Below are 18,469 nucleotides of genomic sequence, written 5' to 3' on the forward strand. Positions count from 1 at the left end.
GCGGTATCCGCAGAACTCCGAGAGTGACGGCTCATGACCGGATCAACGAAAACGGACCTGGCGGATTCGCGGGGCGACGATTCCTCGGAAGCGATCAAAGCGCTTCTGCCGCAGACTGTGGCCCCCTATTTTCACGGGCCCGGCAGTGCCGACGAGACCACCTGGGATGAGCTGGGGCCGGAGCAACGGTCCCAGCTCAACACCCACGTGAAGATCGCGTACACGCGCTCGGACGGCGTTGCGCTGACCGACGTCGCGTTCGACGGCAGTGCGGTGTCGGTCTCGATGGTCACCGATGACATGCCGCTGCTGGTGGAATCGGTGGTCGCAGCACTCGAGGCCTCAGGACTGATGGTGGCCCGCATCGACCATCCGATCATGCTCGTCGTCCGCGACGACCGCGGCGAGCTGCGAGAGATAGTCGATTCCGACAAGCCCAGCGACACGGTCCGAACCGGCCAGCAGGTCGAATCATGGATCCATGTCGATGCCGTTCCACGGGTGTCGCCGATCGACATCGATGTGGTGAGAACCGAACTCGACACCGTGATCGGCCGCATCGCCGATGTGCACGAAGACCGCGCGCCGATGCTCGATCTGCTGACCGGGCTGGCCGACACCTACTCGTCGTATCTGACGACAACACTTCCCGACGGGCTGGACCCGGCTGCGGGAGAAGACTTCGCGCGTCTGTTGCGGTGGTTGGCGGAGAACAATTTGACCCCGTTCGGTTACCTGCATTGCGACGGGGCGGGGCCCGATCGCACGCCGCTCCGATCCTCGGGCCTCGGCGTATGGCGCACCGCGGACGTCGAACACAAGGCGACCCAAGGAACAGGTGCTGTCGCCGTGCAGCAGCTGTATTTGCCTACGCGCATACAGCGGTCCAACTTTCCGAGTTTGATCCAGATCGACGATTACGACGACAACGGCCGCCGTGTCGGCGAGCACGTCTTCGTGGGCAGGTTCACGCCCACCGCATTGCACGAGAACATCTTCGACATCCCGGTATTGGACACCAAGGTGGGTGAGGTGCTGGCGGCCGCCGAGGTCGAGGCCGAGTCGTACACCGGTATGGCGATGCTCGAACTCCTGCAGACGTTCCCGCGGTCAGAGCTGTTCTCCTTGCAGGCCGGCGAGCTCGCCCGAACACTCACCGAAGTGCTCGAGGCGGTTCCCAATCGCCAGCTCCGGGTGTTCCTGCGTCCGGACCCGGCGGGCGAGATCGTCTCCGCCCTGGTCTATCTGCCGAGAGACCGTTACACCACGCGGCTACGAGAGACGTTGCAGAACGAATTGCTGGGCGAATTGGGCGGCGACGCACTGGAATACACCGCAAGGGTCAGCGAATCGCCCTTGGCTCTTCTGCATGTGGCGATGCGCATCTCCTCGCCCGCGTGCGCCGAGCTCGGGGATCTTGCTGTCGGATCACCGGGTCAGGTGGCCATCCAGGACAGGCTCATCGCAGCTGCACGAGGCTGGGATGAACGGCTGAGGCAGGTGGCGGCCAACAGCTCCGGAGTCGCCGGCCCGGAGGTGGTCGCGTTCTACGCCGCAACCCTTCCTGACAGCTACAAGGACATCCGCGCCCCGTCGGAGGCCTACACCGATATCGATGTGGTGCAGGGCCTCGACGACGGCGCGTTCGAGGTGCGGTTGCATCGTCCGGTCGGCGATGACGCTGAATCCGCGGAAAAGAGCCCGGCGCAACAACATTGGCGGTTCGCCATCTATCTGTGCGGCCGGTCGGCGACTTTGACCGAGGTGTTGCCCGTGCTGCACAGCCTCGGCGTCAACGTCCTCGACGAACGGCCGTATGAACTACGACGTCCTGATGGTCAGACGTGCCACGTCTACGAGTTCAGTCTCTCGCTCGCCGAGGGTATGGCGGTCGACGAACAGACCACCGACGACGTCGAACATCGGTTCACCGACGCATTCGCACAGATCTGGCGCGGTGATGCAGAGGTGGACGATTTCAACGAACTCGTGTTCCGCTGCGGCCTGAACTGGCGTGAAGCGGCAGTGTTGCGTGCCTATTCCAAATATCTGCGTCAGTGCGGTTCGTCCTACAGCAACAATCACGTGGCGTCGGTTCTGGGCGCACACCCGGCGATCACCAAGGCGCTCGTCGAGTTGTTCGCGGCGTCGTTCGATCCCGACGCAGCTGACGATGACCGGCGGTCAGAGGTGCTCGACGGTCTGTCGGCCGACGTCGGGTCGATCATCAGCCTCGACGTCGATCGCATCATCAGTGCCTACATCTCGGTGATCTCGGCGACCGTGCGTACCAATTACTACGTTGCCGCTGAACATGATTCGTCGCGGAACGTCCTCGCTTTCAAGTTGCGCCCCAGAGACATTCCGCAGACGCCGGAACCACGTCCGCTGTATGAGATCTACGTCTATTCTCCCCGGGTGGAGGGCGTCCACCTGAGATTCGGGTCGGTGGCTCGCGGCGGATTGCGTTGGTCGGACCGGCGTGAGGACTTCCGGACCGAGATCCTCGGGTTGGTCAAGGCGCAGGCAGTGAAGAACGCAGTCATCGTGCCGGTTGGTTCCAAAGGCGGATTCGTGGTCAAGCGGCCGCCGTTACCGACGGGGGACCCCACCGCGGATCGGGACGCCTACCGTGCAGAGGGAGTGGAGTGCTACCGCCACTTCATCTCAGGACTGCTCGACCTCACCGACAACATCGACCAGAAATCGGGGAACGTCACCGCGCCCACGCGGGTGGTACGCCGCGACGATGACGATCCCTACTTGGTGGTCGCCGCGGACAAGGGCACCGCCACGTTCTCCGACATCGCCAACGATGTTGCGGGGCAATACGGGTTCTGGCTCGGGGATGCGTTCGCCTCCGGCGGTTCGGCCGGATACGACCACAAGGCGATGGGCATCACGGCCAGAGGCGCCTGGGAGGCGGTCAAACGTCACTTCCGAGAGATGGGCGTCGACACCCAGACCGAGGACTTCACGGTGGTGGGCATCGGCGACATGAGCGGCGATGTCTTCGGTAACGGCATGCTGCTGTCGGGGCACATTCGATTGACCGCGGCATTCGACCACCGTCACATCTTCATCGATCCCGACCCCGATGCGGAGAAGTCATTCGCCGAACGACAGCGTTTGTTCGAACTGCCGCGCTCATCGTGGGCCGATTACAACACCGAGTTGATCAGCGAAGGTGGCGGCGTGTGGTCGCGCGACCGCAAGTCCATCGACATCAGCCCCCAGATCGCGAAGGCCCTGGGTGTGCCCGAGGACGTCTCGACGCTCTCGCCCCCGGAACTGATCCGCGCCATCCTGCTCGCTCCCGCCGATCTGCTGTGGAACGGCGGCATCGGAACGTATGTGAAGGCGAGCACCCAGTCGCATGAAGCGGTGGGGGACAAGGCGAACGACGCGATCCGCGTGGACGGGAACGAGTTGCGCGTCAAGGTCGTCGGCGAGGGCGGCAACCTCGGAGTCACCGAACTGGGTCGTATCGAGTTCGATCTGAGCGGTGGACGGATCAACACCGATGCGATGGACAATTCGGCCGGCGTCGATTGCTCTGATCACGAGGTGAACATCAAGATCCTGCTCGACTCCCAGGTGTCGGCCGGTGAATTGGCCGCTGAGGATCGAAATCCGTTGCTGGAGTCCATGACCGAAGAAGTCGGCGACCTCGTGCTGGCCGACAACGTGTCACAGAACGCCGAGCTGGGGACCAGCCGATCGCAGGCGGCCGAGTCGGCCGAGGTCTACGCGAGGTTGCTCAAGGAGCTCGCCGGCCGTGGAGTCAACCTGAAGCTCGAGGCACTCCCTCGTCCGGCTGAACTGATCAAGCGCGGTGAGTCCACCGGACGTCATGGCCTGACGTCGCCGGAGCTGGCCACGTTGATGGCGCACGTGAAGTTGGCGCTCAAGTCCGACATGCTGGGCGGTGACCTGCCCGACAATGACGTCTTCTCGCCACGACTGAGGACGTACTTCCCCGTGCCGCTGCGAGAGCGGTTCGGCGAAGGAATTGCCAACCACCCGCTGCGTCGCGAGATCGTCACGACGGCAGTGGTGAACGACCTCGTGGACAACGCGGGGATCACCCATGTGTTCCGTCTGTGTGAGGGGAGCGGATCGACATCGCTCGACGTGGTGCGCTCATATCAGGCGGTCACGCAGATATTCGGGTTGCACGGGTTGTGGCAGGACATCGCGTCGGCGCCCTGCTCTGTCCCGACCACCGACGCCATGATCACCTACGCGCGACGGCTGCTCTTTCGCGCGTCGCGCTGGATGATCGCGGGTCGGCCGCAACCTCTCGCGATGGCAGCCGAGGTGACGCGCTACGCCGCGCTTGTCGCCGAACTGTCGCCCCAGTTACCGGGTTGGCTTCGTGGCAGTTCCGCCGACGGGGTCGAGCGTCGCGCCCAGCGCTTGCGCGATGACGGTGTGCCCGCCGAGGTCGCCGAGGCCGTCGCCGTCAGCCTGCACCGGTTCTGCCTGCTCGACATCATCGACGCGGCCGAGATTTCGGACCGAGAGCCTGCCGAGGTGGGGGAGTTGTACTTCGAGGTGATGGATCATCTCGGCGTCGAGGATCTGTTGACCGCGGTGTCCGACCTGGACCGCAAAGACCGCTGGCACTCGCTCGCCCGGCTGGCGTTGCGCGACGACCTGCACAGCACGCTGCGATCGCTCTGTCTGGTGATCCTGGATTCGGCCGAGCCCGACGAGTCACCTGCTGAGAAGATCGCCGACTGGGAACTCAGCAACTCCTCGCGCCTCGCCCGCGTGCGGACGACCCTGTCCGACATCGCCGAATTGGGCGAACTCGATCTCGCGACGCTGTCGGTGGCGGCGCGTCAGCTCAGGAGTTCGATCCGCTGATGGCGACGTTGACCCTGGCGGCCCGCGACCGCACCGATCTGGCCGTGTTCGCCGGCCGGGCTCTGCGCGCCGACGATGTCGCGGTTCTCCGCATCAAGAGGCGTCCCGATGGCCTGCTGGGAATCTGGGTGAACACCGGCTTCGATGTGTTGGCCACCCGGGTGGTCGCGGGATCCATCGAGGGTGACGACGTGGTCTGCGGCGCAACCGAATTGCGTACTGCGCTGAGGCGGGAGGCGGACAACCCGGAAACCGCGTCGGTCGACACCGGATTCCCTCTCGACAGCGCTTGGCGCGGTGCCCTGCCCGCCGTCGACGGATTCGTCCACGTCGACGACGTTCCGGCCCGGGTCCTGATCCAGCTGTCGCGTACTGGGGCGGAGGTGGCCCGCACCCAAGGCAGCGGCCACGGACCGCCGACCTCACTGCTCGACCAGCAAGTGCTCGACGTGACAGGGGAGACGACAGAGGAGGTCGTCAACGTATCGATGCGGTCGATCTTTGCGCTGACGGCAATGGGTTTCGTGCGGCAGGCCGACAACCACGACGTCACCGAGACGTCGGACCTCGAACTCATCGACGCCGACGAAGTCGTGCGAGTGCGCTGCACCCCGGTGTGGGCGCGACTCGACGCCCGATTCGGGTCGGTCTATCAGCGGCGCACGATGGCGTTTTCGCTCCAGGTCAACTGAGCCCGGCGGGTTGGCTCAGACCAGCCACGCCGCGGCGTTCGGTGGGAGTTTCCCGTCGACCAGGGGACTGCTGCTGAGCAGCAGCTCTCCGGGCGGGAGTCCGATGGGGTCCGGCCCGGCGTTGAGCGCGCACACCAGCTTGCCGAGCGACCGGCGAAACGCCAAGCATCCGGGAGGTGCGCCGTACCATTCGATGCTCTCTCCGGCGAACTCCGGACGGGTCTTACGCAGTTCGATCGCCAGCCGGTAGAGCGACAGCGTCGACTCCAGATCCTCGAGTTGCGACTCGACGGTGAGGTTCGACCACTCCGGCGGGATCGGCAACCAGGTCTTGGTGTTGCTGGAGAACGCGAAGGGGGGTGTCTCGCCTTCCCAGGGCAGGGGAATTCGGCAGCCGTCGCGGCCACGCTCGGTATGGCCGGAGCGTTCCCACACCGGATCCTGTAGTGCCTCGTCCGGCAGCTCGGCATTCGGCAACCCGAGTTCGGCACCGTTGTAGATGAATGCCGCACCCGGCAAGGCCAGCTCGACGAGGATCATCGCGCGTGCGCGGTCGAGCCCCGCGCGTGGATCGGTGTCGTCGGCGTACCTGGTGACCTCGCGCTCCACATCGTGGTTCGACAACGTCCAGGTGGGTGTGCCGGACACTGTTGCAACGGCTTCGAGAGAATGTTCGATGGCTTCGCGGATCTCCTCGGAATCGAAACCCACCTTTGCCAGGCGGAAGTTGAAGCCGAGGTGGAGCTCGTCAGGGCGCACGTATTCGGCGAATCGGGTGTTGTCCTTGACCCAGATCTCGCCGACGGTCATCGCATCGGGGTAGTCGTCGAGTACCCCGCGGATCAGGCGGTGGATGTCGTGCACACCGTCGTTGTTGAACCGCGGATCGTCGTCGTCGTTGGTGAGCAGGCCAAAAGCTTCGTGGTCCATGTCCGGGAGACCGTCGGGTTTGGCCATGCCGTGTGCCACATCGATCCGGAACCCGTCCACTCCACGGTCGAGCCAGAACCGCAGCGTGCGCTCGAGGTCGGCGAACACCTCTGGGTTGTCCCAGTTCAAGTCGGGTTGTTCGGGTGCGAACAGATGCAGATACCACTGTCCGGGCTCGCCGTCGGGCCCGGTGGTGCGTGTCCACGCCGGGCCGCCGAAAACGCTGGGCCAATTGTTGGGCGGCTCGTCGCCGTTCTCTCCCTTGCCGTCGCGGAAGATGTAGCGTTCGCGCGCCGGGCTCCCGGGCTCGGCGGAGAGGGCTTCGACGAACCAGGCGTGCTGGTCGCTGGTGTGATTGGGCACCAAATCCATGGTGATCTTGATGCCTCGCCCGTGTGCCTCGGCGATGAGCAGATCGAGGGCTTCGAGGCCACCGAACAGGGGGTCGACATCGCGAGGGTCGGACACGTCGTAGCCGTGGTCGGCCATCGGTGACTTCATGACGGGGCTGAGCCAGATGGCGTCGATGCCCAGCAGTTCGAGGTAGCCGAGCTTGTCGATGACACCGGCCAGATCGCCGACCCCGTCCCCGTTGTTGTCCGAGAACGAGCGCGGATAGATCTGGTAGAAAACCGCGTTCTGCCACCACAGTGGATAGTCCGACTGCACATGCTGCTGAACCTGGTGTGGCGCACCGGTTTCAGCGGCGGAAAGATCGTTCTTCTCGTCACTCACCCGCATCATCTTGCCTCACGATCGTTGTTCGCCTGCGATCACGGGGCCGCTCCGCGAGCCAGGTCAGATAGGTGTATTCACCATGGATTGAGCCGCCATCTCCATGTATTCGGTGAGCGCCTGCCGGTGAGGCGGGTCGAGCCGGGTGGAATCGATGGAGGCGATGGCTGTGTGCATGCATCTGAGCCAGGCGTCCCGTTCGAGTGGGCCGACACGGAAGGGGTTGTGTCGCATCCGCAGCCGCGGATGCCCGCGCTCGTCGGAGTAGGTGCGCGGCCCGCCCCAGTACTGGATGAGGAACATGCGCATTCGGCGTTCTGCCGGTCCCAGGTCTTCCTCGGGGTACAAGGGCCGGAGGATCTCGTCGGCTGCCACTTCCTGATAGAAGCGCGCCACGAGATCGACGAACGTCTGCTCGCCGCCCACCGCGTCGTAGAACGTACGGACCGGCTCCGTCTGCGTGGAACCGGCGTCGCCGGCCGGGTCCGTCTGCGATGAATCAGTCACGGGGACCATTGTTCCAGAGCCGGACCCACACGCGCATATCCCGCGATACGCAGAGTTCACGCAAAAGACCAGCTGCAGCTGGTCTTATTGTCGTGCATTTCTGCCATATCCGTGTTGAACTGAATCGTTCCCATCGAGGTCGGTTGGTTGGCCGGGAGGTTAGATGTCGCGTACGAAGTCGCAGCGGGAAAAGGTCCACGCGGGGTCTGAACGCGTGCCCCATCACTCCGGTAACTCCTCTGTGACCACCTTGACGCCTGGGTCTCGCGGCACCTCGGTAGATGCCATCGGCGGGCCGCCCGCGCGGATGAACACACGATGGGGGAAACACCGGGTACTCCTTCTCAATGCCACCTACGAACCCCTCGCGGCTATCTCGATACGCAGGGCGATAGTCCTGGTGCTGCGCGAACGGGCCGACGTCATCCACGAGGATGGTGCCGGCCCTCTCATTCATTCGGCAGAAATGGCGCTCGCGGTGCCGTCTGTGATCCGGCTCCGCAACTACGTGCGGGTGCCGTACCGGGCGGTGGTCCCGATGACCAGAGCAGCATTGATGCAGCGCGATCGATCCCGCTGCGGCTATTGCGGCGGTAAGGCGGACACGATCGACCACGTCGTCCCCCGGAGCCGCGGGGGTACCCACACGTGGGACAACTGCGTCGCGTGCTGCGCCTCCTGCAACCACAAGAAGGCGGACCGCCTGCTCGGCGAACTCGGCTGGACCCTCAAGGCAACTCTGAGCGCACCCAAGGGGCGCCATTGGCGTCTTCTCGCGACCGTCAAAGACTTCGACCCCGCATGGTCGCGATACCTCGACTCGGGTGCCGCGTAGGAGTCCGACGCGCCACTGCGACCTCGGCGACGCGTTCGAGAGCAGCGTCCGCTAAGTTCTCAGATGAAAGACGACTGCTGAAGGGCGGATGTGGTGGAAGACCTGATTGTGGCGATCGGTTTACCGGTCGTCATCCTCACTGTGATCTCGGTTGTGCTGGTGATCGGTGCGATGACCCTCACTTTTGGCGTCAAGTACCCGAAGGTGCAGCCCTACACGATCGACCAGAAGTGGGAGCACGAACCGCTGCTGTTCAGCGCCACGGACGTCACACCGGTTGCGCCCGGGTACCACGGGCATGGACATGACGATCTGATCGGAGGCTCGGCAAGTGGCAAGTGGTGAAATCGTAAGGGCGAACATCGACCCTGACACCCTCCCCATGGGTGCCACGGTGACCGGTAGCGGGCGCGTCTCGGCTGCCCGGTTCCCCGGTGCCGCACCGGGCACGCCGCCGTTTCGGCGTGACGAACTGGTTGCGCTCGACGATGCACTGTCCGACGCCACGGATCGGACGGGCATCCGCTTCTCGATCTACATCGGTGACCTCGGACCCGACGCGTTCGCAGGCGCGTCGGCGGTGCTGCCGAGCGTGCCCGAACCCGAACACGCGGCGTTGATCGCGGTCTCGCCGAACACCAAAGATGTTGTGGTCATCTCCGGCCGGGAAGTCGCTCCGCGGCTCAACGACCGAGTTGCTCAGCTGGGCGTGACCGCCGCGATCGCAGGTATCCGCGCGGGCGATCTCGTCGACGGATTGATCTCGGCGGTCCGGGTCATCGCTTCGGCGGTCACGATCCGCTGATCTGATACCTACACAAAGGCGGGGCAACCATTGTGGTTGTCCCGCCTTTGTGATGTCTGGCCTGTGTAGAGGCGATGTCCGGCCTGTGTAGCCGTCTCAGCTCTTGTCGAACTCCCGTGCGCGCAGGGCCCGGGCCACTGTGTCACGGCCTTCGGAGATCAGTCGACGCAGGGCCGGGGGATGGTCAGCGGACAGCAACTCGTCGGCCAGTGCCAACCCGTTCTCGTCGGCGGCCCAGTTCGGGTACAGACCGACAACCACTGTCTGGGCGACCTCACTGGAGCGTCGCTGCCACACCTGCGGGACCGCCTCGAAGTACTTCTGGGTGTACGGCGCAAGCAACTCACCCTGCCCAGGACGCACGAAGCCGGCGATCACGGACCGACCCAGAGTGTTCGAGAGGGTGTCGTCCTCGACCGCCTTGGACCAGGCGTCGGCCTTCGCCTCGGCGAGGGGACGCGCTGCCCGGGCCTTGGCAGCCTGCCGGCCGCCTGCCGAGGTGTTGTCTCGTTCGAGTTCTGCATCGATGACAGGTGTCGTCGACGGATCGGTGTCGATGGCACCGGCGGTCGCCAGGGCGTTCACGATCGACCAGCGCAGGTCGGTGTCGACGGTGAGACCGGGTAGCCCTTGATCGCCGGGGTCCGAGTCGAGGAGCGACTGCACGATCTCCGCCTGTCCGGGCCCCAGGACGCCAGAGAGCAGCGTGTTGACGAAAGCCAATTGATGGTCAGAGCCCGGTTCGGCGGCGCGCGCGAGTTCCAGCAGCCGCGCGCTGAATCCCGGCCAGCCTTCCGACTTCGCCCAGTGCGGGTCCGCGTAGGCGTCGATCGCGGTCTGCGCCTGCAACAGGACTCGTTGCACCACACCGATTTCGGTCTCCGAGCCGATACCCTCCTGGACCAGGGCCACGAACTCGCGTGCTCGCATCTCCGCCTGGCGAGTCATCTCCCACGCCGCCGACCAGACAAGTGTGCGCGGCATCGATTCACTGATGTCGCCCAAACGGCTGGTGGCCGTCGCCAGTGAGTCGGGATCCAGCCGCACCGAGCAGTACGTGAGGTCGTCGTCGTTGAGCAGGATCAGCCGACCGCGATCAACGCCGATGAGGTCGTCGACCGCCGTGCGGCCACCTTCGACATCGAGTTCCACTCGCTTGGTCCGGACCAGCTTTCCGTCGACGTCGTCGTAGATGCCGACGGCCAGTCGGTGCGTGCGGGTCTCGCCGGCGCCCGGCGCGGCGCCATCCTGGATGATCTCGAAGCGGGTGAATGCGCCGGCGTCGTCGAGGTCGAAGTCGGGCCGCATCACGTTGATGCCGGTGGTCTTCAACCACTGCGATCCCCAGTCGGAAAGGTCACGGCCAGAAGATTTCTCGAGTGCCCCGAGAAGATCGCCGAACGTCGCGTTCCCGAACTTGTGGGCCTGGAAGTAGTCGCGGAGACCGGCGAGGAAGTGGTCGAGGCCGACATACGCGACAAGCTGCTTGAGTACCGAAGCGCCTTTGGCGTAGGTGATCCCGTCGAAGTTCACCTCGACGGCGGCGATGTCGGGGATGTCGGCTGCCACGGGGTGTGTCGACGGCAACTGATCCTGTCGATACGCCCACGACTTCTCGACGTTGGCGAACGTGGTCCAAGCGTTCTTGTACTCGGTGGCCTCGGACTGGCACAGCACCGAAGCGAATGTCGCGAACGATTCGTTGAGCCACAGGTCATCCCACCACTGCATGGTGACGAGATCGCCGAACCACATGTGGGCCATCTCGTGCAGCACGGTCTCGGCGCGCCGCTCGTACAGATACTTCGTGACCTTCGAACGAAAGACATAGTCCTCGAGGAACGTCACTGCGCCCGCATTCTCCATCGCGCCCGCATTGAACTCGGGAACGAAGAGCTGGTCATACTTGCCGAACGCGTAAGGAATGCCGAAGTTCTTGTGATAGAACTCGAATCCTTGTTTGGTCTCGGTGAACAGGCGCTCGGAATCCATGAACTCGGCCAGTGACGACCGGCAGAAGATCCCGAGGTCGATGGTGCCGTGCTCATCGGTGTACGAGTCGGTCCACTGCGCATAGGGACCTGCGATGAGCGCCACCAGGTACGTGCTCAGCAGGGGCGTGGTGGCGAAAGTGTGCTTGCCGGGCGCTGTTTCGGTTCCCGCGCCGTTGGAGATCACCTTCCAGTCCGCGGGCGCGGTCACCGACACGTCGAACGTTGCCTTCATGTCCGGCTGATCGAAGCACGCGAACATGCGTTTGGCGTCGGCCGTCTCGAACTGTGAGTAGAGGTATACGGAGTCGTCGGTGGGGTCGACGAATCGGTGCAAACCCTCCCCGGTGTGTGAATAGAGACAGTCGGCCACGACCTCGAGTGTGTTCTGTTCCGCCAGTTGGGCAAGCGCCAGCCCGTCCTCTTCGGTGTAGGCCGACAGGTCCACCGGCTCCCCGTTGAGCGTGGCGCTGTGCACCTTCTCGGCGATGAGGTCGACAAATGACGACGACCCGGGTTCGGCCGAGAATGCGATGGTGACCGATGAACGGAACGTCTTCTCGCCCGGTTTGCCCGATCCGTCCGTGAGGTCGAGGTCGATCGCGTAGTTGGAGACCGAGATGTTCGCCGAGCGCTCGCTCGCAAGATCACGGGTCAAGTTTGGTGCCGCCACGTTGCCTCGCCTTTCCGATTGCCATTTGTGTACTCACCCACCGTATGGCCTGTCCCTGCGGGGGCGCGCGACCACGGGCGGGAATGCAAGCGGACACCGGTTGTTGTCACCTGCAGGTGGTTAATCTGCTGACGAACCGACTGTCCCCGGATGAAGGAGTGATCTGCGCATGACCGACTCGACTGATCGTGTTGATTTCTGGTTCGACCCGTTGTGCCCCTGGTGCTGGATCACCTCGCGCTGGATTCTCGAGGTGGAGAAGGTTCGCACCATCGAGACCAGTTTCCACATCATGAGTCTGGCGGTGCTGAACGAGGGCAAGGACATTCCCGATGAGTACCGCGAGGGGCTCAAGCAGGCATGGCGCCCGGTGCGGGTGATCGCCGCGGCGCAGGCCGAGCGCGGCGACGAGATCCTGGCTCCGCTGTACACCGCGATGGGGACGCTGATCCACAACAAGGGCAACAAGGACTTCGACTCCGTGATCGCGGAATCGCTGGCCGAGGTGGGCCTTCCCGCGGAATTGGCGGCCGCCGCCGACGAGACGACCTTCGACGACGCGATCCGTAAGAGTCACCACGCCGGCATGGACAAGGTGGGAGACGACGTGGGAACGCCGACGATCCACATCAACGATGTGGCCTTCTTCGGCCCGGTACTCTCGCGGATCCCACGAGGGGAAGATGCGGGCAGGGTGTGGGACGGTGCAGTGGCGCTCTCGAGCTACCCGCACTTCTTCGAACTCAAGCGCAGCAGGAACGAAGACCCTCAGTTCGACTGAGGCGCAGGTCCCTCCTGGCGGGGCTGTTGGTCGATGTCGTCCTTCGGGAGGCCTGCCGGCGGCCCCGCCGGTGCTTGGAATGGGGAATACCCAGAAGGACCTTGCGCGACGGGAGGGTGAGGCCCGGGCGGTGGCAGCAGCTGCACATGTCCGCTGCCGATGCCCCGGACGAGATGTTTCGGACGAAAGAACATCCGGCCGGGCGCGGTCCGGTTACGCAGGGCGGCGGCGCGCCAGGTCAGCACGGGATGGCTGGAGCGCAGGTTCGTCAGCCACGTGAAAAACCCTTTCTCGTGGGTCGCCCGATCGGCGAACTCGTCGAAGTCCACCGAGGTCAACATGTACTTTCCTGCGGCGAGCACGCCGATTGCTCCTGGCGAACCCGACGGCTGGTTGTAGTACCCGTGGTTGTCTGCCGTGTACTCCATCGATCTCGACAGGGCCTGCCCGAGGATCGGGATGTTCATCCCCACGATCGACCCGAGTTGACGCCAGTAGGACACGTGGCCTGCGGCGATGTGCCCGACCTCGTGGCCGATGATGAAGCGCAGAGACTCGGGGCTGCGGGCCTGACCGCCGATCTCGAAAAGATCTGAGTACACCACCACGAAGCGCCGGAAACCATGACCGGACGCGTAGGCGTTGATGGTTCCGTTGCCGAGGACCACGTAGGCGTCGGGTACGTGTTCGAGCCCGAAACGGCGCGCGGCATCGACCACCATCTGGTACCCCTCCGGGAACTGGGTGGGGCTCATCTTCACTCCGTTGACGCGCGGCATCGCGTACGTGAGGCCACGGATCAGGTACAGCAACAGCGGCGCCACGAGGATCAGGATGAACCAGGTGTCGAGCGAACCGCTGGCCACGAGCACGACACCGATCACGTAGGCGCCCACGCCGATGACGAGGATGAGGACCAGCATCGGGATCTCCCACGGATGGCGCCGCGGCTGACCGGCGTATGGCGCGGGCGCCAGCCAGTGGGTGACGGGCTGCGGCGGCGCCGGAAACTGCGGTGGATACACGAGACCAATCTAGGGGAATGCGGCCCATGCGACGGTGACCGTGAACGATCTGTGGTCGGGCACAGATCCGGTGGTGGACTCTGACAGACTGTTCGCCATGCGCGTGTATCTAGGTGGCGACCATGCCGGCTTCGAACTCAAAGGCCAGATCTCTGAACACCTGACATCCGGTGGGCACGAGGTGATCGACTGCGGGGCGCACGAATACGACGCCGTCGACGACTACCCGGCGTTCTGCGTGGAGGCCGCTCGCCGCACCGTCGCAGACGAGGGGAGCCTCGGCATCGTCCTCGGCGGCAGTGGCAACGGCGAGCAGATCGCGGCGAACAAGGTTCCCGGTGCCCGATGTGCGCTGGCCTGGAGCGTGGAGACCGCCCAGCTGGCGCGGCAGCACAACAACGCTCAGCTGATCGGCATAGGCGGCCGCATGCACAGCAAAGAAGAGGCCTTGGCCATCGTGGATGCTTTTGTCACCACGGAGTGGTCCGGCGAAGAACGTCATCAGCGACGGATCGACATCCTCTCCGAATACGAGCGCACCGGCACCCCACCGGCCCTGCCTGCCGACTGACCGCAGGGGCGGGCCGTGCCGGAAGGGCATACGCTCCACCGTCTGGCGCGACTGCACCAGCGGAAGTTCGCCAGGCAGACGGTCAGTGTCACCAGCCCACAGGGCAGGTTCGCCGCCGCAGCAGCCCGACTCGACGGCCAGGTGTTCTCCCGGGCAGAGGCTTGGGGCAAGCACCTGGTCCATCGCTACGCCGGTGGAGAACTGGTGCACATCCATCTCGGTCTGTACGGGTCGTTCTCCGACGGTCCCTCCCCGTTGCCGCCGCCGGTCGGCCAGGTCCGGATGCGGATGGAGACCGACGAGTACGGAACCGACCTTCGCGGGCCCACCGCCTGCGAACTGTTCACGCCGGCCGATCTCGCTGCGCTGACGTCTCGGCTCGGACCGGACCCTCTGCGCAAAGATGCGGACCCGGAACAGGCATGGAGCGCGATAGCGAAGTCACGCAAGCCAATTGGTGCACTGCTGATGGATCAGAAAGTGTTGGCCGGTGTGGGGAACGTCTACCGGGCCGAAGTGCTGTTCCGTGCATCGACCAACCCGTTCCGCCCTGGTACCGATGTGTCCCGCGACGAATGGGATGCGATATGGGCGGACCTGGTGACCTTGATGACCGTGGGAGTCCGGCGAGGCAAGATCCACGTCATCCGGCCCGAAGACGATCACGGCGCACCGTCGTACGGTCCAGACCGACCCCGAACGTACGTGTACCGCCGTACCGGTGAACCCTGCCGCATCTGCGGCACGCCGATCCTGATGACCGAGATGGCCGCACGCAAGGTCTACTGGTGCCCGGTCTGCCAAGCCGACTGAGCGTCGCGGACCCCAATGGGTGCCGACACAGCAAGGCCTCAGGTTGACCCGGCACGATGGGGTGATGACCACTGTGACGATCCTGGCGGTCGGGGGTACGGGCGAGACCCATCGGAAGGACCCTCGTACGGCGGTGTCCGGAATGCTGGCCCAGGTGACAGATCGACTCGATGAGCGGTTCGACTGCCGGTGGGTCCGATACCCGGCCAGTTACGGACCCGTGCCCCGACGCAACGGGATCAGTTATCGAGAGAGTGTTGCTGCCGGTGTCGACAACTTACGCGCCGAAATGGCACGGGCGTCCGGGCCGGTGATGCTGATCGGCTACTCGCAGGGAGCGGTGGTCATCAGGCAGTTGTTGGCGACCACACACGCAGATGTGGCCGCTGTCGGTTTTGTCGCCGATCCGTATCAGCCCCCCGGCGTTGTCGCGGGCTGCGATGGCTTCGGCCTGGCCGGTCACGGGCCGGATCTGCCCGAGGGTCTGCCGGCGCTCTGGATCGGTCATCCGGGTGACGTGATCTGCAACGCAAGCGACGACTCGATACTGCGCGACCTCGCCGATCTGACCGCTACGTTCTCGACGAGAGATGTTCGGGGCTGGTTTGACGGGTTGTGGCACATACTGCGCAGCAACAGTTTTCAGAACGCGGCGAGGACATCGCTGCATCCTCGTCAGTGGCGACGGGACCTCCGGCGGCTGCGTGTGCTGGCAATCGAGTTGGCCGGCTATCTTCCGACGCGGGTGCGTCTCGGGAGGCTGGTCATCGCCAATCGGCGAGGTGGACGCCACATCGCCTATGGGTTCGAGCCGTTCGATCCCGACGGGCTCACCGGGTGCGAGATGCTGAGTCGTTGGCTTCAGGTCCAGGCCACTTTCTTGCCGGACACCGTTCGTCACGACGTCGCCTGACTGCCACCCGGAGACGCTCCGCCATAACAATTCACTCGTCTAAATGTGCAGGGGCCCGAGGTAGGTGACACTGATCCCGACGTATCAACGCTGGGAGAAGTCACGTGGACCATTACGACCTTGTTGTCATCGGCTCCGGCCCGGCTGGGCAGAAGGCTGCCATTGCCGCCGCCAAACTCGGTAAACGCGCGGCGGTGATCGAACGGCGCAACATGGTGGGCGGAGTGTGCATCAACACCGGCACCATCCCGTCGAAGACGTTGCGCGAAGCGGTCCTCTACCTCACCGGCCTGAACCAGCGTGAACTGTACGGCCAGTCGTATCGGCTCAAGACCGACATCACCGTGGGCGATCTGTCGGCCCGCACCGCCCACGTGGTCGGTAAGGAAATCGACGTCATCCAGAATCAATTGTCGCGCAACAGGGTTGCATTGTTGCTCGGCAGTGCGGCCTTCATCGGCCCGAACGAGATCGAGATCACCACCGGCGACGGTGACCACAAGAACGTGACGTTCGACCACGCCGTGATCGCAGTCGGTACCCGCCCCGCGCGTCCCGACACGGTCGACTTCGACGGCGTGACCATCGTCGACTCCGACCAGATACTCGGGATGGACCGGGTTCCGACGTCCATGGTGGTGGTGGGCGCAGGGGTCATCGGCATCGAATACGCGTCGATGTTCGCCGCGCTGGGCACCAAGGTCACCGTGGTGGAGCAGCGTTCGAGCATGCTGGACTTCTGTGACCGTGAGGTGGTCGAGGCCTTGCAGTATCAGATGCGTGACCGCGGCGTCACGTTCCGTTTCGGCGAGACCGTGCAGATGGTCGAAAAGCACACGTCGGGCAGTGTGACCGTTCTGCAGTCGGGCAAGAAGATCCCGTCCGACACTGTGCTCTACTCGGCGGGGCGTCAGGGTGTCACAGACGAACTCAACGTGGCCGCAGCCGGTCTCGAGGCCGACAAACGTGGCCGCTTGACGGTCGACGGCAGCTTCCGGACAGCGGTGAGCCACATATACGCGGTGGGAGATGTGATCGGCTTCCCGGCACTTGCCGCGACCGCGATGGAACAGGGGCGGCGGGCAGCCTACGACGCGTTCGGGGAGCCGGTCGGCGAGACCGATTCATCGAAGCACCCGATCGGCATCTACTCGATCCCGGAGATCAGTTACGTCGGCAAGACCGAAGACCAACTGACCGCAGCGAACGTCCCGTTCGAAGTGGGCGTCGCCCGATACCGCGAACTCGCACGCGGGACCATCATGGGCGATGCCTACGGGATGTTGAAGCTCCTCGTCGACGCCCAGGACCGAAGCATTTTGGGGGTGCACGTATTCGGTTCCAACGCAGCCGAATTGGTTCACATCGGCCAGACGGTCATGGGCTGCGGTGGCACCATCGACTACCTCGTCGACGCGGTCTTCAACTACCCGACCCTCGCCGAGGGGTACAAGGTTGCAGCTCTGGATGCGGTGAACAAGATGCGCGCCATCGCGCGTGTCACGGGCGTTGGCAACGGGTACGAGCTGGGCGCGGAGTAACAGCCGGCACAACAAAACCGGCGCCGAGAATGTTCTCGGCGCCGGTTTTGTCGGTAATCAGAGGTTCTAGCTGCCGGGGACGTACTGCCCGCCGATGGTGCCCTGCACCACGATCGGGGTGCCCTCGGGGAAGTTCTCGTACACGAACTGCGCATTCTCCGGGCTCAGGTTGATGCAGCCGTGGCTCACGTTGGTGTTGCCCTGCTGAGCGACCGACCATGGCGCACCGTGGATGAAGATGCCGTCCCACGACATGCGAATCGCCCACTCGACGTAGGTGCGGTAGCCATTGGGGGAGTCGACCGGAACGCCGTACGTGGACGAGTCCATGTACATGTCCCGGTACTTCTCCTTGGTGTAGTAGGTGCCGTTCGGAGTCGGGTTCTCGTTCTTACCCATCGAGATCGGCATCTTGCGTACGACCTTGCCGTCGTGCCAGACGGTGAGTTCGTGCGTGGCGTCGTCGGCGAGGGCAACCCAACCGGTCTGGGTGGCAACTGGGGGAGCAGGCTCTGCGGGCGGCGCGGGCGCGGGTTCCGGGATCGGTTGCGGCGCGGGCGGCTGCGGAGCGGGGGTGTAGATGCCGGGAATGGTCGGCAGCGGCACACCGGGCAGGCCCGGAATGGTCGGAGCCGGCTGCGCGAATGCGGTGGCCGGAATCATCAGCGCCATGACGATCACGCCGACAACGGCGGCCAGGAGGCGGGTGACGCTGCGCCCGGAGGCGAACTTACTGGTCGACACTGTGTTGGACCCTAACTTCGGCGACAGGCTTATACGCTCCC

Annotated in this window: 15 protein-coding genes; 10 read left to right on the forward strand and 5 right to left on the reverse strand. The window is 64.4% G+C overall.

What is annotated here, in order from left to right; all coding sequences use genetic code 11:
* Window positions 1-33 precede the first annotated feature (33 nt).
* Both MVA47_RS14670 and MVA47_RS14675 read left to right on the forward strand, forming a co-directional pair.
* A complete protein-coding gene (locus tag MVA47_RS14670; RefSeq protein WP_247208466.1) occupies window positions 34-4,872 on the forward strand; it encodes an NAD-glutamate dehydrogenase in 4,839 nt (1,612 codons plus the stop codon).
* A complete protein-coding gene (locus MVA47_RS14675; RefSeq protein WP_247208467.1) occupies window positions 4,872-5,564 on the forward strand; it encodes a hypothetical protein in 693 nt (230 codons plus the stop codon). The genes MVA47_RS14670 and MVA47_RS14675 overlap by 1 nt, the downstream gene beginning before the upstream one ends.
* A gap of 15 nt (window positions 5,565-5,579) precedes the next feature.
* Here the strand turns inward: MVA47_RS14675 and MVA47_RS14680 are convergent, their stop codons facing one another.
* Entirely contained in the window at window positions 5,580-7,163 is a 1,584-nt protein-coding gene (locus MVA47_RS14680; protein WP_247210804.1) for a glycoside hydrolase family 13 protein, read from the reverse strand.
* 129 nt (window positions 7,164-7,292) lie between these two features.
* Window positions 7,293-7,745 (reverse strand): globin, encoded by a 453-nt coding sequence (locus tag MVA47_RS14685; RefSeq protein ID WP_374474199.1) that lies wholly within the window; start codon window positions 7,743-7,745, stop codon window positions 7,293-7,295.
* 154 nt (window positions 7,746-7,899) lie between these two features.
* Between MVA47_RS14685 and MVA47_RS14690 the strand changes: the two genes are divergently transcribed.
* From MVA47_RS14690 to MVA47_RS14700, 3 genes are all read left to right on the forward strand, one after another.
* A complete protein-coding gene (locus tag MVA47_RS14690; RefSeq protein WP_374474201.1) occupies window positions 7,900-8,571 on the forward strand; it encodes an HNH endonuclease in 672 nt (223 codons plus the stop codon).
* A 93-nt stretch (window positions 8,572-8,664) separates the two neighbouring features.
* On the forward strand, window positions 8,665-8,916 hold the full coding sequence (locus tag MVA47_RS14695) for a hypothetical protein (RefSeq protein ID WP_247208468.1): 252 nt from the start codon (window positions 8,665-8,667) through the stop codon (window positions 8,914-8,916).
* Entirely contained in the window at window positions 8,903-9,376 is a 474-nt protein-coding gene (locus MVA47_RS14700) for a DUF5130 family protein (RefSeq protein WP_374474203.1), read from the forward strand. The genes MVA47_RS14695 and MVA47_RS14700 overlap by 14 nt, the downstream gene beginning before the upstream one ends.
* A gap of 96 nt (window positions 9,377-9,472) precedes the next feature.
* On the opposite strand, the gene pepN is transcribed toward MVA47_RS14700, so the two are convergent.
* Window positions 9,473-12,040: an aminopeptidase N gene (gene pepN, locus MVA47_RS14705; RefSeq protein ID WP_247208470.1), complete on the reverse strand. Its 2,568-nt coding sequence runs from the start codon at window positions 12,038-12,040 to the stop codon at window positions 9,473-9,475.
* 169 nt (window positions 12,041-12,209) lie between these two features.
* On the opposite strand from pepN, the gene MVA47_RS14710 reads away from it, so the two are divergent.
* Window positions 12,210-12,821, forward strand: a complete 612-nt coding sequence (locus MVA47_RS14710; protein WP_062797686.1) for a DsbA family protein — start codon at window positions 12,210-12,212, stop codon at window positions 12,819-12,821.
* Here the strand turns inward: MVA47_RS14710 and MVA47_RS14715 are convergent.
* Window positions 12,809-13,855 carry a M48 family metallopeptidase gene (locus tag MVA47_RS14715; RefSeq protein ID WP_374474395.1) on the reverse strand — a complete coding sequence of 349 codons (1,047 nt, stop codon included), beginning with the start codon at window positions 13,853-13,855 and terminating at the stop codon, window positions 12,809-12,811. The two genes, MVA47_RS14710 and MVA47_RS14715, sit on opposite strands and share 13 nt — an antisense overlap.
* Before the next feature lie 88 nt (window positions 13,856-13,943).
* Between MVA47_RS14715 and MVA47_RS14720 the strand changes: the two genes are divergently transcribed.
* From MVA47_RS14720 to sthA, 4 genes are all read left to right on the forward strand, one after another.
* The gene (locus MVA47_RS14720) at window positions 13,944-14,417 is read left to right on the forward strand and encodes a ribose-5-phosphate isomerase (RefSeq protein ID WP_030163741.1); all 474 of its coding nucleotides are present in this window, start codon (window positions 13,944-13,946) and stop codon (window positions 14,415-14,417) included.
* 15 nt (window positions 14,418-14,432) lie between these two features.
* The gene (locus MVA47_RS14725) at window positions 14,433-15,230 is read left to right on the forward strand and encodes a DNA-formamidopyrimidine glycosylase family protein (RefSeq protein ID WP_247208472.1); all 798 of its coding nucleotides are present in this window, start codon (window positions 14,433-14,435) and stop codon (window positions 15,228-15,230) included.
* A 64-nt stretch (window positions 15,231-15,294) separates the two neighbouring features.
* Entirely contained in the window at window positions 15,295-16,143 is an 849-nt protein-coding gene (locus tag MVA47_RS14730) for a PE-PPE domain-containing protein (protein WP_247208473.1), read from the forward strand.
* Between the two features lie 104 nt (window positions 16,144-16,247).
* On the forward strand, window positions 16,248-17,684 hold the full coding sequence (gene sthA, locus MVA47_RS14735) for a Si-specific NAD(P)(+) transhydrogenase (RefSeq protein WP_247208474.1): 1,437 nt from the start codon (window positions 16,248-16,250) through the stop codon (window positions 17,682-17,684).
* Window positions 17,685-17,750: 66 nt separating this feature from the next.
* On the opposite strand, the gene MVA47_RS14740 is transcribed toward sthA, so the two are convergent.
* Window positions 17,751-18,428, reverse strand: coding sequence for a L,D-transpeptidase (locus MVA47_RS14740; protein ID WP_247208475.1), 678 nt, complete (start codon window positions 18,426-18,428; stop codon window positions 17,751-17,753).
* Between the last annotated feature and the right edge of the window lie 41 nt (window positions 18,429-18,469).

Source organism: Williamsia sp. DF01-3 (genome assembly GCF_023051145.1).
Lineage (GTDB): Bacteria > Actinomycetota > Actinomycetes > Mycobacteriales > Mycobacteriaceae > Williamsia.

Bases quoted from the DNA above. Each gene is read 5' to 3' on its own strand.
- MVA47_RS14670 (WP_247208466.1), top strand. From the start codon at position 34: ATGACCGGATCAACGAAAACGGACCTGGCGGATTCGCGGGGCGACGAT.
- MVA47_RS14675 (WP_247208467.1), top strand. From the start codon at position 4,872: ATGGCGACGTTGACCCTGGCGGCCCGCGACCGCACCGATCTGGCCGTG.
- MVA47_RS14685 (WP_374474199.1), bottom strand. From the start codon at position 7,745: ATGGTCCCCGTGACTGATTCATCGCAGACGGACCCGGCCGGCGACGCC.
- MVA47_RS14690 (WP_374474201.1), top strand. From the start codon at position 7,900: ATGTCGCGTACGAAGTCGCAGCGGGAAAAGGTCCACGCGGGGTCTGAA.
- MVA47_RS14710 (WP_062797686.1), top strand. From the start codon at position 12,210: ATGACCGACTCGACTGATCGTGTTGATTTCTGGTTCGACCCGTTGTGC.
- MVA47_RS14720 (WP_030163741.1), top strand. From the start codon at position 13,944: ATGCGCGTGTATCTAGGTGGCGACCATGCCGGCTTCGAACTCAAAGGC.
- MVA47_RS14730 (WP_247208473.1), top strand. From the start codon at position 15,295: ATGACCACTGTGACGATCCTGGCGGTCGGGGGTACGGGCGAGACCCAT.